Raw genomic sequence first — 13,396 nt, forward strand, 5'->3', positions numbered from 1 at the left:
TAATTCTTTAGATAAGAGGAGGTGAGATTATGGCTGGAAAAATTATGAAAGGTGGCGAATTTCTAATTGTCGAAACCGACTGTCAGGATATTTTTACTCCGGAAGACTTTACTGATGAGCAGCGGCAGATAGCTGAAACAACAGAACAATTTGTCGAGAATGAAATCATCCCCCATCAGGATGAGATTGAAGCGCAAAACTTCGATTACGTTATCGATGGGATGCGCAAATGTGGTGAACTCGGGCTGTTAATGATGGATGCTCCGGAAGAAGAGGGAGGATTGGAACTGGACAAAGCCACCAGCATGTTGGTGGGCGAAAAGATTTCCACCAGCGGCTCCTTTTCTGTCGCTTTTGCCGCCCACACTGGAATCGGCACTCTGCCTCTGATCTATTACGGAACCGCAGAGCAGAAGAAAAAATATCTGGAAAAAATAATTACCGGTGAATGGTGTTCGGCATATTGTCTGACAGAGCCCGGATCGGGGAGCGACGCCCTGGGGGCACAATCCTCTGCCATTCTTTCCGAAGACGGGACACATTACATCCTCAATGGCACCAAGCAGTACATTACAAATGGTGGTTTTGCCGAACTCTTTACCATTTTTGCCAAGGTTGACAAGCAACACTTTACCGCCTTTCTGGTAGAAAAAAGTTTCCCAGGTCTGGTCGTTGGCAACGAAGAGAAAAAAATGGGGATCAAAGGGAGTTCAACTACGCAGATTATCCTTGATAACTGCAAAGTCCCTGTTGAAAACGTTCTCGGAGACATTGGCAAAGGCCATAAAATCGCCTTTAATTCCTTGAATATCGGTCGGTTCAAACTTGGTGCGGGGGTTACAGGTGCAGCGAAAATGGCCCTCGCTGAAGGGATTCGTTACGCCAATGAACGTAAACAGTTCAGTCGGCAGATCTCTTCCTTTGGTGCAATACAAGAAAAAATTGCCGATTTAACGGCCTCGATCTATGCGTCGGAATCTTTAGTTTACCGCCTGGCGGGTCTCCTTGATGATAAACTTGCAACCATCGAAAAGGGAGCCGATGACTACTATGAGCAATATCTCAAAGGGATAGAGGAATATGCTCCCGAGTGTGGTATCTCCAAGGTTTTCTGTAGCGATGTGCTGGCCAAAACCGTCGATGAAGTTGTCCAGATTCACGGCGGCTATGGGTTCTGCAGCGAATACCCTGCTGAGCGCTATTATCGGGATGAACGGATCAATCGGATTTTTGAAGGGACCAATGAAATCAATCGATTGTTAACCTCGGGGATGATCCTCAAACGGGCTATGAAGGGTGAACTCCCTTTACAGGCAGAATCCATGAAGGCATTTGAAGCATTGATGACCCCTTCGTTTGAAGACGTCGATGATTCGATCCCTTTTATTGCCGAGAAAACCACGATCCAAAACCTGAAAACCCTGTTCCTGATCCTGTCCGGTGCTGGCGTGCAGAAATACATGGACAAATTGGCCGATGAACAGGAAATCCTCATGGCTGCAGCCGACATTGCTATCCAGATTTTTGCCATGGAAAGTGCGGTTCTCCGGGCAGAAAAGATTATTGACTCGCTGAGCCCGGCCAAGCAGGAGCAACTCCGTGCTGCGGTCAAGGTTGCCACCTTTAACGCCACCGAAATCGCCGCCAGCGCTGCAAAAAAAGGCGCCTATATGGTCGAGGAAGGTGATACCCTAACCATGATCCTCTCCGGGGTACGTCGTTTCACCAAATATGACGCCACCGGGTTATTGCAAGCCAAGCGCACCCTTGCTCAGGCAGCTATCGAGGTGGAAAAGTATATTTTCTGATTCTGGACATTCGCAACGGGGACAGAGACCCGTTCTTAACGTCATTGACTATTTATTGTGTTGGGGGAGCCTCTCTGTGGGCTCCCGCGTTTCGTTTTAGGCAATCATATTATATGACACCGATACAGCACACCATCAATACCGCCTATGTCGTTGGCCCGGTCCATTGCTACAGTAGCGAAATCAATGGCCAACTGGTTCTCTTTGATACCGGGCCACCATCCGATGAAGCTAAACGATATCTGCAAAGCAATCTTCAGTTTGAGCGTCTGCAACATGTCATTATTACCCATTGTCACATTGATCACTATGGGTTAGCCAACTGGCTGAGTCAGCAGACCGATGCCACCATCTACCTTCCGTTCCGGGATCATCTAAAAATTACCCGGCATGCGGAGCGGTTAGAGCTGATGTACGACCTGATCTTGCAGATTGGCTTTGCACCTGACTTTTTAGATCGCTTTCGCGCCAATATGGGGGATGGAACAGTTTTCCCGCCATTACCAGAAAAATTTAAGATTATTGAAGATGGATTGCCGCCAGAACTGGGGTTAACCGCTCAGTCCTGCCCTGGACATTCTCAAAGCGATATGGTTTTCACTACCGCAGATTGGGCGATTACCGGGGATGTGATGTTACAAGCGATTTTTCAGACCCCGTTGCTTGACGTTGACCTGTTGACTGGAGAGCGTTTTCACAACTATGCAGCCTACTGTGAAAGTTTAAAAAAACTGGTCACCTTGCGGGATAAAATCATCCTACCGGGCCATCGGGAGACTATTGAAAGCGTGGACAGTTGCCTCCTTTTTTATCTCCGCAAACTGCTGGTGCGGGCAGGGCGAATTAAAAACCTGTTGTTGAACATGAACGCCGCAGACATTGTCATTAATCATTTAAACGATGACACTAAGCATCCCTTTGTCAGTTATCTAAAAGCCTCTGAAATTGTTTTTTTACAGGATTTTATGGCTCATCCTGAACGGTTAAAGGCAACCCTGATTGAGATCGGTCTATATCCGCAGGTAGCAGATAGCTTTACTTATGCCATCACATGATGGTCTAAGTTTTGGGGCATGCACTCAGTTTTTTCCGCTGTTGATTTGCTCCAGATGCGGCTGGTCTGCTGTTCAGAATCTCTGTGACTACAAGGACTAAAATATGAAAAATAGAACCGAGTTAGTGAGAACCAAAATAGATCGGGGAATTTTACAAATTACCATTCACAGACCGGAAAAGAAGAATGCCCTGACATTGGCTATGTATACTGCCCTGACAACAGCTTTGGACGAGGCGGAGATGAATACTGCAATCCGGGTCATTCTGTTGTGCGGAGCAGAGGGGTGCTTTACCAGCGGTAATGATTTAAATGATTTTGCCACGCATCCCCCGCAAGGGGAAGAGAGCCCAGTTTTCCACTTTCTCCGCGCGATCAGTCAGGCCAATAAGCCGATTATTGCCATGGTCAGTGGTGCTGCCGTGGGTATCGGTACCACCATGCTCCTTCACTGTGATCTGGTTTATGCTGATCAAACCGCCAACTTTCAACTCCCCTTTGTCCCCCTTGGCCTTTGCCCCGAGGCGGCTTCAAGTTATCTGCTGCCAAAGCTAGTGGGTTTTTTACGTGCATCTGAGATATTGCTGCTGGGGGAATGCATCAATGCTGAAAAGGCTGAGTTGCTTGGATTGGTCAATCAAGTTTTTCCCAAAGATAAATTGCGGCAACATGTTATGGATAAGGCCCTGCGACTGGCGAAACAACCCCCTGCCTCGGTTCGCCTGACCAAATCCTTACTGCGAGAAAGTCAAGCTCAGCAAGTGGCCGAGGTGATGAGTAAAGAAGGAGCATTATTCCTCCAGCAGCTTGCTAAACCTGAGGCACAAGAAGCGATTAAGGCTTTTACAGAAAAAAGGCCAGCCGACTTTTCACGCTTTTCCTGATGAATGCGTGTTTACTGTTTGATGGCAGAGCCTTTTGATATCGATTATTATGATAATGACAGAAATTATTGTTTTGACCCGGTGAGTGTATGGCGGCTGTAGTTATCCTGAATAAATGCACTGGTTGTGGCGCCTGTGTGGCCAGCTGCCCACTATCTGCGCTGACGCTGGAAGCCGAACACGCCAATGGTTTCTGCTGTAAACGGGCGATCGTCAATAAGCAAAAATGTCACATCTGTGGCAATTGTATTTCCGTTTGTCCGCATCTGGCGCTGGTTTTCCTGCCCCAACAAAAGCAATAAAGTCGCTCGCTATAATCAAAGTGTTGTTACTTTGCACTTGCTTCCCACAAAATTTTTAGATTTATGCTACTGACCAACCTGCTATTTTTTAAGCACTTTTTGTTGCTTTTCTTGCTCCTCAAGAGGCGATGGTTAAAATTCATCTGGATAAAAATTTCAGAGATTATATACTCACGTATGCTTGATCGGAATTATGATTAATAGTTTAGTGAATCACTGGCCTTTCTCTGATATGTTCTGGATCTAACAGGGGCCTAATCCTTTGTTACCGCTCACTTTTAAATTGAGTATTCAATCCGCTTTTAAGGGGAATTTATTTGCTTGAAAAAAACAGCGTTTTAATGATCGAAGCGGTTGACCATGAGGTCACGCTCATGCTACATATGCGAGGTTTTCACCTTTAATGTGAGATTTCCCGTAAATTAACCCGAGAGCAATCAAACCTTATATTGGAGTCTGATGCAATGAATTCCCAGAAGAGAACGTTTCTTAGCTACAAACTGCAGAGCTATCCCTGGATCAAGTATCTCCTTCTCAGCATCTTTATCCTGAGCGCTCCTGTGACATCCGCCTTTGCTTCTGCAGCTGCAAGCAGCGAACCACAAAATATGACCGGGACCTTTTACGGCATATTTGCATTAATACTTTTTGTCGCTGCGTATTCTCTGGTTATTTTTGAGGAACAACTCCACTTACGTAAAAGCAAGCCAGTCATGCTGGCAGCGGGAATTATCTGGGTTCTTGTTGCACTTGCTTATATTGGTATCGGAGATACCCATACCGCCCACGATGCCATCAAACATAACCTGATTGAATATGCAGAGTTATTTCTGTTTCTCCTGGCAGCAATGACCTATATCAATGCCATGGATGAACGTAACGTCTTTCAATCCCTACGTTCATGGTTGGTCGGTCGCGGATTCACTTTACGAGCAGTGTTCTGGGTCACCGGTCTTTTGGCTTTCCTGATCTCCCCCCTGGCAGATAACCTGACCACCGCCTTACTCATGGGTGCAGTCGCAATGGCTGTTGGTGGTACCAACAAAAAGTTTATGGTCGTTGCTTGTATCAATATTGTTGTCGCAGCCAATGCCGGTGGTGCCTTCTCCCCTTTTGGCGATATTACAACTTTGATGGTCTGGCAAAAGGGGATGGTTGACTTTGCCGAATTCTTCGCGATTTTTATCCCGTCCCTTATCAACTGGTTAATCCCGGCAGCGATCATGAGTATGACTGTGAGTAAAGAGCGACCAGAGGCTTTGGATGAAAATATTAAAATGAAGCTTGGTGGCAAACGGGTGATCTTCTTGTTTCTTTGCACCATCACCACCGCAGTCTCATTTCATAACTTTCTCCATCTGCCACCCGCAGCTGGGATGATGCTTGGCCTCGGTTACCTGGGCTTCTTTGGTTACTGGTTGAAAGGTCAGGAGCATCGTCGTGGTACAGGTGACCACCCTCTTGATATGATCGGTCACAACCCCGATGATCACAAAGCACCAGTATCCAACGGCCATGGTAGTGTGATTGGTTTCGATCTCTTCCGTAAGATAGCCCGTGCCGAGTGGGATACGCTGTTGTTTTTCTATGGAGTCATCCTCTGTGTTGGCGGACTCGGGCAATTTGGTTATTTAGCTATGGCATCACACGCGATGTATGAAGGTTTGGGAGCTACCAGTGCAAACGTTCTGGTTGGTGCGCTTTCTGCGATCGTTGACAATATCCCGGTTATGTTTGCTGTTTTAACCATGAATCCAGATATGTCACACGGGCAGTGGTTGTTGGTCACCCTCACTGCCGGTGTCGGTGGCAGCTTGTTATCAATTGGCTCTGCCGCAGGCGTTGCTCTGATGGGCTCTGCTCGTGGAATCTATACCTTTGGATCTCACCTCAAATGGACCTGGGCTATCGCTCTTGGCTATGCAGCAAGTATTATCGCTCATATTTATATCAATGCGAGCCATTTCTGATTCTGTCTTAACATTTAAGTAGCAAACTAAAAATGCCCTCTGTCTTCAGGGGGCATTTTTAGTTTATAGTTATCTCCTTCCGCTTCGATTTCAACTGGGTCTGCGTGTAAGTGATTGAGGTAAACGTTGTATGCCTAAAGTGATCGGGGGTGACTGCAGGAGGAGATAACAAGTATTGATGCATGATGCTTGAGCAAATAAATTTACTAGCGTAAAAGAACTTCTGGACTCAATTCTGATTCAACAGTTATTTCTGCAGATTGTCTTTCCTGGACAACCGTTTGGTCGTTGATTGACCGCAAAAATGTAGACTCAACTCTATGAAGTATGGGAAAATTTTGAGGAGGTATACAGTGCTGACCTCAACAGCTGGATGGTTATTGACCTTGGCTTAAAATAGTGGAGAGACGAATGAACATAAAAAAAACAAATTTGATCATTATCAGCCTATTGGCCCTTTTTCTGATTGCTGGGCCGGTTAGCGGTGAGGACACCAATATCATCTTCAAACACGATCGAACCGGTGTTGCCGATGAAGTCAATAAAATGAAGGATTTTGATTTTGAACTGCAGCAACGGGAACGGGATCGGATGAAAGAATGGAACATTGAAGACTCAATGGACGCCATGAAGGTTGGCGATACCTACTTCAATAAGGATGAAATTGACGATGCGATTTTCTTTTATCAGGTGGCGATTAAAATTGATCCTGCCAACACTGAAGCCCATGATAAATATATTACCGCCAGAAATCGGGAAAAAGAGATGACCAGTTCTCATTATCATCAGGCCATGGAGTATTACCGCAAGGGGATGAGAGATAAAGCGATTGATGAGCTGGTTCTGGCCATCAAAGAGGATCCTGATAATGAACTGGCTCGTATCAAGCTGAACGAAATCGAAAGCCGGTAACGTTACGTTGAAGCAGTGTTAAGGTTTCAGGTCTTACGCAAAACACAGCATGGACTGATGGCGATGTGCTGCATCCATGAAGAGGGCTACCAAAAAGGGATCAGCACTGGGGAGAAAGAGGAGCCCTTTCAGAAGAGGACTCCTCGGTCATCTCTCAGGTTGCGTCATCAACTTTTGCATCTGCAGCATTCTTTTTTACCGATTCAATCCCGTTTTCCATCGCTGCTTTTGCAGAGTAGTATTCACTGCGCCCTATCTCCTGGCCGTTTGTAGCTTTTAGGATGAAATAGGGTTCTCCCTTGGAATTCTCTCTCACCTCAAAAGCGCCATCACGGTTGGCGTTCTTGCGGACAGATTCAATCCCTTTTTCCGCACTGCTTTTTTGCTTATAGCGTTCACTGGTGAGGATCACCTGACCGTTTGCCGCCTTAAGGTTGAACATTATTTGCCCGTCTTTAGCTGTTTTGAGTTCAAATTTGCCTGCCATAACTTTTCTCCTCATGATTTATAAATCAATTCGTATTTCTGTAATATATGACCAATATGGTCAATTATCGTCAAAACGGTGAAAATGTCAAACAGGAAAAGATTTTTTGTTGGCTGAGAGATGCTCCGTTTTGAAGGGAGATCAGTCATGGCTCCATCTGTCATTTGCCCAATCTTTTCGGTTACATCATGATTGGCGGTGTAACGGTTGGCTTTTTTTGCTACTGATTATCCTGAAAGCGCTTTGAACAACAGCATAGCAGCTATGAGAACTAAGAGGATATGGATTGCCTTACGGAATTTCTCAGGAGAAACCTTTTTGTGAAGCTTCGATCCGAGCCAAATAGAGATGATGACGACCGGCAGTGATAACCCGTAGAGGGTAAAGACTCGCTGATTCCAAAGGCCACCTAGAGCGTGGGCGCTTAGCAGCATGAATCCTGTGACGAAGAAGTATCCTTGGAGGGTAGCGCGAAACTCGGCAGGAGGCCAATCCCTCATGGAGGCAAAGAGGACGACCGGAGGTCCATTGGTATTATAGGCCCCACCAAGGAGCCCAGCGACAAAGCCGAAAAGATAGGAACTTTTTTCGCTTTTTAACTTAGGCACGACAAGGTTGGAGAGGTTAAAACCTGAAAACAGCAGGAGCACGCAGGCCAGCAGAAATTGCATAATCCTCTCATCCACCCCTTTTAAGAGGACAATGCCCAGTGGTATCCCCACCATCGTTGAGATAATGAGTCGAAAAGCTGATCTGACTTTCAGACTCCTCCAGGTACTAAGTAGGATGATGGTGGCGATAGTAAAGGCGATTAAGGCCACGAGAGGAGTTGCCGTCTTGAGACCAAGGATCATTGCCAGCAGCGGCATGGCGATCAAAGCGTCACCAAAGCCGAACACGGATCGTATCGTGGTAGAGAAGGCAAGTACGGCAAGGGTCGCCAATATTGAGGGGTCGAAGAAAATGTCCAAGAAAACACTCAGGAACAGATAGAGGTTATATCCACAGCAAACAAGCCAGAATCAATTTACTCCAGAATCCTACCAAGGTAAAGAATGCTGTCGCATTTATAGGTTTTAGAATTGATGGGGGAAATGAGGCCGCCTATACCATTTTTACCGGGCGGCAGATCAAGGTCAAATCTGAACAGATTTTATCTGGTCAGTTAAATATGCTGACACTAATTCTATTGATTCGTATTTTTCTTCTGCTTTTCATAATCGATGAGAAAATCGACAAAGGCTTGATTCGCCATTGAAAGATGACAACTCTTTTTCCAGGCTATGGCAAAATCAAAAATAATTGGCGGGTTAAAAGAAATGCCTTTAAACCTCGGATCTCCCTCAATGACTGGCCGTAAAAAACTGGTAACTCCATGGCCAGCACTGACAAGATTTTTGATTAATGGGATTAAATTTGTTTCAAAAATAACATTAGAATCAATATTTTCGGCTTTACAGGTTTTTTCAATTAACTCCCTCTGAACGGCTCCCCCCGTAAAGACCAATAATGGTTCGCGGATGAATTTTTTGTATGTGATCGTTTCATGCTGTGCCAGTGGGTGTAAAACGGAGGCACAAGCGACGATTTCATCGGTGAGGAAATGGCGTCCAGTCATGTTGTTTGGCATATTCTCCAGCATAACAACCCCCATATCCAGTTGATCTTCTTCTATCAATTGTTCGATTTTGCGCATTCCAAACACCTGTACAGAAAAATTGAGGTTGGGATGTCGTTGCTTAAAAGCCTCAATAACTTTAGGGAAGTAATACATACCAAGGGTATTCGTGACCCCCAGCCGAACTTCTCCCCTTTCCATTTGACGCAATTCGACCATTTCTAATTCTGCTTTTTTGAATTGTCCCAGAATGATCCGAGCGTTTTTGAGTAAGACCTTCCCCTCGGTCGTGAGTGATACTGACTTGTCTTTGCGCATAAAAAGCGACATTTGCAACTCTTCTTCAAGTTTTTTGATCGTATTGCTCACCGCAGGTTGAACAATGTTTAGCGACCTTGCCGCCTTTGTAAAATTGCCCACTTCGGCGACTGCGACAAAAACCTGTAACTGTCTTGAATTCATGCGGCACACTCCTGACGATAACAATTAGTGATCACTGGGATAAAATCATAATATTTTATTATGACGTAAGCAAGAGATAGAGTAACGGCATCTGCAGATAACAAACAAAATACGGCAGCATTTCTTTGTCGCTGGTAGATAGATTCGGGTGCGTCATATTGGTAGTCAAGAACGGTTTTGGCGTTGCGGAGAATCATGAAAATTTAATTATAAGAGGAATAATCATTATGCTGAAACGATACAAAATAATTTTTAAAAACGGTTTCGTTGTCGATCCGGTTAATCATCGCAACGGTCGTTTTGATATCGCTATTGTGGACGGTCAGATTGCTGCCATAGCCCCAGAGATAGATCCCACTTTAGCCGATGAATCCTTTGATCTTTCGGGGCAATATGTAGTTCCCGGCATCATTGATCCGCATATCCACGCTTCAGCATGGTTGGGTGGACAGTTTGCCCATAAAATGTTAGCGCGAGCCGGAGTCACAACGGCCCTTGATATGTCGGGACCTATCGATAGTGTGTTGGATATCGCCCAAAAGCACGGCACCGGCTTGTCTCTAGCGAGCGTACAATATGTTCGTCCAGAACATACGGTTGCCAACAGCAATCCCGGGAGCGATGAGTTTCGTCAGCTCCTGACCGACACTCTCCGTAAAGGAGCCATCGGCTTTAAGCTGCTCGGTGGTCATTACCCCTTGACCCCTGAAGCCACTGCCAGAGGAATTGAGGTCTGTTATCACCATGGTGCCTATGTAGCGTTTCATGCCGGGACTCTTGCAACGGGATCTAATATCGAGGGCTTTCATGAGGCGATTGAGCTGGCACACGGCTATCCCCTCCACATCGCCCACATAAATTCTTATTGTCGAGGGTCTGTCCGTCCTTATAGACAGGAAACGGAAGAAGCCATTTCTGCACTGGAAGCCCACCCTAATATCGTCTCGGAATCATATCTTTCACCATTTAATGGCACCAGTGGCGAATGCAAGAATGGAGTTCCCCTCAGCCAAGTCACGGTTACGTGCTTAGAGCGTCAAGGTTTTGCTCCAACCGAAAAAGGTCTGGAAGACGCGATCGTGTCGGGATGGGGACAGGTGAATGTGGAATCGGGGGGGGAAATCATTCTTGCTGAGGGAGAAAGCGCTCTGGCCTATTGGAAGGCTCACGATACAGACACAACGATCAGTTTCAGGGTCAACCTTCCTGAACCGAGAATTAATTTAGCAACGGTCAAGCAGGCAGATGGCAAGTTTGTCGTGGGCTCTATCAGTACGGATGGTGGTGGTATCCCACGCAATGTCATCGTTGAATCTGGCTTAGCTTTAGTCCGACTTGGGGCCTTATCGATGTCAGAGTTTGTGATTAAGACCAGCCACAACCCGGCAAAAATGCTCGGTCTGGATAACAAAGGTCATCTGGGTATTGGAGCGGACGCTGATATCACCGTGCTGAATCTTGAAACCCAGAAACCCGTTATGAGCATGGCCAACGGAAATATGGTGATGTTTAAAGGTTTTGTCTGTGGCCACGGAACCCGATTCATTACGACAACAGAAGGGGAAGCTCATGTCCGTAGCAAAGGTCTGACCCCATTGGTGATTGATCTGAATTCGCGCCCCTTTTGTAAAAGAGACTAACCTCTAAAGAATTTGTGAGTCGTTATGAAAACTAAAACAGTCGGCATTCTCGGTGGAATGGGTCCAGAGGCAACGGCCTCTCTCTACCAGAAAATCATCAGACATACCGTGGCGACAACGGATCAACAGCACCTGCATGTCATCATTGATGCAGATCCAAGCGTTCCAGATCGAACGGAGGCGATTCTGCATAACGGCGCCTCACCGGTACAAGCTCTCGAAACCATGGCACTACGGCTTAAAAACGCAGGTGCAGACGTTTTGATCCTGCCCTGCAATACCGCACATTTTTTTATTGATGCTGTTCTTCGTGACGTCAACCTCCCTTTTGTCAACATGATTGATGAAACGGTTCGAGTCTGTCAGGCCATGTTATCCAAAACAGGCCGCGTTGGGCTTTTAGCTACGAGTGGAACACTGGCTGCCAAAGTTTACCATGATCGTTTTTTAACAACGGATATGGAGCTGCTCGTTCCTACAGATATCGACCAGCAAAAATTGATGGATGGAATCTACAACGGAGTTAAGGCTGGCCGCCTTGATTATGGGGCGAAGCTCCTAAAAGAGGTAGCACAGAGCTTGATAGCGAAAGGAGCTCAACTGATTATCGGTGGCTGCACCGAAATTCCACTGGCCATCAACGATAAAGATTTAGAAGTTCCTTTTGTCGATACATTGGATGTTTTGGCAGCTGCAACAGTTGCTTATGCTCAAGGACTGAAAATATCTGCAGACGGAGATACCGCAGTTAACAAAATCAGTTTTCTGTCCACAATTCAGGACATTAACAAACGACCAACCATTGAATCAGGAGTGAGTACCATGACTAAAGAGTACCGATTAGAACATGACCTACTTGGTGAACGCAAAGTGTCAAATAACTGTTATTACGGTGTTCAGACCTTACGCGCAAAGGAAAATTTTGCCATGACGGGAATTCCTATTTCATCAACACCATCAATGATTATTGCTCTTGCCTACGTGAAAAAAGCGGCGGCATTAACCAATCTTGAACTGGGTTTATTGAATACCAAAACGGCCAAAGCAATTTCCGAAGCCTGTGATCAGCTGATCGACGGACAGCATCATGACCAATTTGTCGTCGATGTTTTTCAAGGCGGAGCTGGAACCTCCACCAACATGAACGCCAATGAGGTGATCGCTAATCTGGCTTTGGAGATTCTTGGGGAAGAAAAAGGTGATTACCGCCATTGCCATCCAAACAATGATGTTAACTGTTCGCAATCGACTAATGATGTTTATCCAACCGCCTTTCGAATTGCTCTGCATCTTGAATTAAAAAAATTGCTCGACAGCATGCGGGTATTGCAGCAGAGCTTTGCCCAAAAAGGGACCGAATTCGCGGATGTATTGAAAATGGGGCGTACCCAGTTACAGGACGCAGTGCCAATGACTCTGGGACAGGAATTTGCGGCTTATGCGACGACGACCGGTGCCGATATCAATCAGGTTGTTGAAGCTCAGAAACTGATCCATGAAATCAATCTCGGTGCGACTGCTATCGGCACTGGGCTGAATTCACCACCGGATTATACCAAAAAGGTGACCGAATGTTTACGGACCTTGACCGGGATTCCTTTGAAATCTTCAGCCGACCTCGTGGCCGCGACTTGGGATACCGGTGACTATATACAAGTTTCTGGGACCTTGAAACGATTTGCCATCAAGCTATCAAAAATTTGTAACGATCTTCGTTTGCTCTCTTCTGGTCCACGAGCCGGGTTTAACGAAATTAACTTGCCTAAAATGCAACCAGGCTCATCGATTATGCCGGGGAAGGTAAACCCGGTTATTCCAGAAGTCGTGAATCAAATCGCCTACCAGGTCGCCGGGGCTGATCTGACCATTGCTATGGCTTCAGAAAATGGACAACTTCAGCTGAACGTTATGGAGCCAGTGATTGCTTATAACTTATTTCAATCAATTTTACTCCTGAATCGGGCGTGTCTGACTCTGTCCGAAAAATGCATCGTTGGCATCACCGCTAATCGGGAACATTGTCAAGAGTTGGTGAGTCGCAGCATTGGAATTGTCACGGCATTGAATCCTTGTATTGGCTATGAAAATGCGTCTGCCGTGGCAAAAGAAGCGTTGGAAAATGGTCGTTCTGTCTATGAGTTGATCTTGGAGAAGCATCTTCTCTCTAAAGAGAAGCTGGATGAGATTCTCTCAGCAGAAAACATGATGCATCCACATTTTATCAGGGCCTGAGAACGGTCGTTTTAAACGAGTCAAATT

At 46.0% G+C, this 13,396-nt stretch carries 11 protein-coding genes and 1 pseudogene; 9 read left to right on the plus strand and 3 right to left on the minus strand.

The window, feature by feature from the left end:
- The first annotated feature begins 29 nt into the window (after window positions 1–29).
- The 6 genes from BLU87_RS14575 to BLU87_RS14600 all read left to right on the plus strand — a co-directional run bounded on the left by BLU87_RS14575 (window position 30) and on the right by BLU87_RS14600 (window position 6,930).
- On the plus strand, window positions 30–1,808 hold the full coding sequence (locus tag BLU87_RS14575; RefSeq protein ID WP_092350129.1) for an acyl-CoA dehydrogenase family protein: 1,779 nt from the start codon (window positions 30–32) through the stop codon (window positions 1,806–1,808).
- A 113-nt stretch (window positions 1,809–1,921) separates the two neighbouring features.
- Window positions 1,922–2,863: an MBL fold metallo-hydrolase gene (locus tag BLU87_RS14580; RefSeq protein ID WP_092350131.1), complete on the plus strand. Its 942-nt coding sequence runs from the start codon at window positions 1,922–1,924 to the stop codon at window positions 2,861–2,863.
- Between the two features lie 103 nt (window positions 2,864–2,966).
- Window positions 2,967–3,746, plus strand: coding sequence for an enoyl-CoA hydratase (locus BLU87_RS14585; RefSeq protein ID WP_092350133.1), 780 nt, complete (start codon window positions 2,967–2,969; stop codon window positions 3,744–3,746).
- 89 nt (window positions 3,747–3,835) lie between these two features.
- Window positions 3,836–4,048: a 4Fe-4S binding protein gene (locus BLU87_RS14590; RefSeq protein ID WP_092350135.1), complete on the plus strand. Its 213-nt coding sequence runs from the start codon at window positions 3,836–3,838 to the stop codon at window positions 4,046–4,048.
- 464 nt (window positions 4,049–4,512) lie between these two features.
- Complete coding sequence (nhaD, locus tag BLU87_RS14595; RefSeq protein WP_092350137.1) at window positions 4,513–6,018, plus strand: sodium:proton antiporter NhaD; 1,506 nt, start codon at window positions 4,513–4,515, stop codon at window positions 6,016–6,018.
- 411 nt (window positions 6,019–6,429) lie between these two features.
- Window positions 6,430–6,930, plus strand: a complete 501-nt coding sequence (locus tag BLU87_RS14600; RefSeq protein WP_092350139.1) for a tetratricopeptide repeat protein — start codon at window positions 6,430–6,432, stop codon at window positions 6,928–6,930.
- 154 nt (window positions 6,931–7,084) lie between these two features.
- Here the strand turns inward: BLU87_RS14600 and BLU87_RS14605 are convergent, their stop codons facing one another.
- From BLU87_RS14605 to BLU87_RS14615, 3 genes are all read right to left on the minus strand, one after another.
- Entirely contained in the window at window positions 7,085–7,417 is a 333-nt protein-coding gene (locus tag BLU87_RS14605; RefSeq protein ID WP_092350141.1) for a YegP family protein, read from the minus strand.
- Window positions 7,418–7,644: 227 nt separating this feature from the next.
- Window positions 7,645–8,388, minus strand: a complete 744-nt coding sequence (locus BLU87_RS14610) for a sulfite exporter TauE/SafE family protein (RefSeq protein WP_175498413.1) — start codon at window positions 8,386–8,388, stop codon at window positions 7,645–7,647.
- Between the two features lie 215 nt (window positions 8,389–8,603).
- Window positions 8,604–9,497 (minus strand): LysR family transcriptional regulator, encoded by an 894-nt coding sequence (locus BLU87_RS14615; protein ID WP_092350145.1) that lies wholly within the window; start codon window positions 9,495–9,497, stop codon window positions 8,604–8,606.
- A gap of 227 nt (window positions 9,498–9,724) precedes the next feature.
- On the opposite strand from BLU87_RS14615, the gene BLU87_RS14620 reads away from it, so the two are divergent.
- From BLU87_RS14620 to aspA, 3 genes and pseudogenes are all read left to right on the plus strand, one after another.
- Window positions 9,725–11,137: an amidohydrolase family protein gene (locus BLU87_RS14620; protein WP_092350147.1), complete on the plus strand. Its 1,413-nt coding sequence runs from the start codon at window positions 9,725–9,727 to the stop codon at window positions 11,135–11,137.
- A 24-nt stretch (window positions 11,138–11,161) separates the two neighbouring features.
- Window positions 11,162–11,836 (plus strand): annotated as a pseudogene (gene cuyB / locus BLU87_RS17890) (cysteate racemase); the annotation flags it as partial.
- Between the two features lie 123 nt (window positions 11,837–11,959).
- Window positions 11,960–13,369 carry an aspartate ammonia-lyase gene (gene aspA / locus BLU87_RS17895; RefSeq protein ID WP_342743682.1) on the plus strand — a complete coding sequence of 470 codons (1,410 nt, stop codon included), beginning with the start codon at window positions 11,960–11,962 and terminating at the stop codon, window positions 13,367–13,369.
- The last annotated feature ends 27 nt before the right edge of the window (window positions 13,370–13,396 follow it).

It is taken from the genome of Desulfuromusa kysingii (assembly GCF_900107645.1).
Taxonomy (GTDB): Bacteria; Desulfobacterota; Desulfuromonadia; order Desulfuromonadales; family Geopsychrobacteraceae; genus Desulfuromusa; species Desulfuromusa kysingii.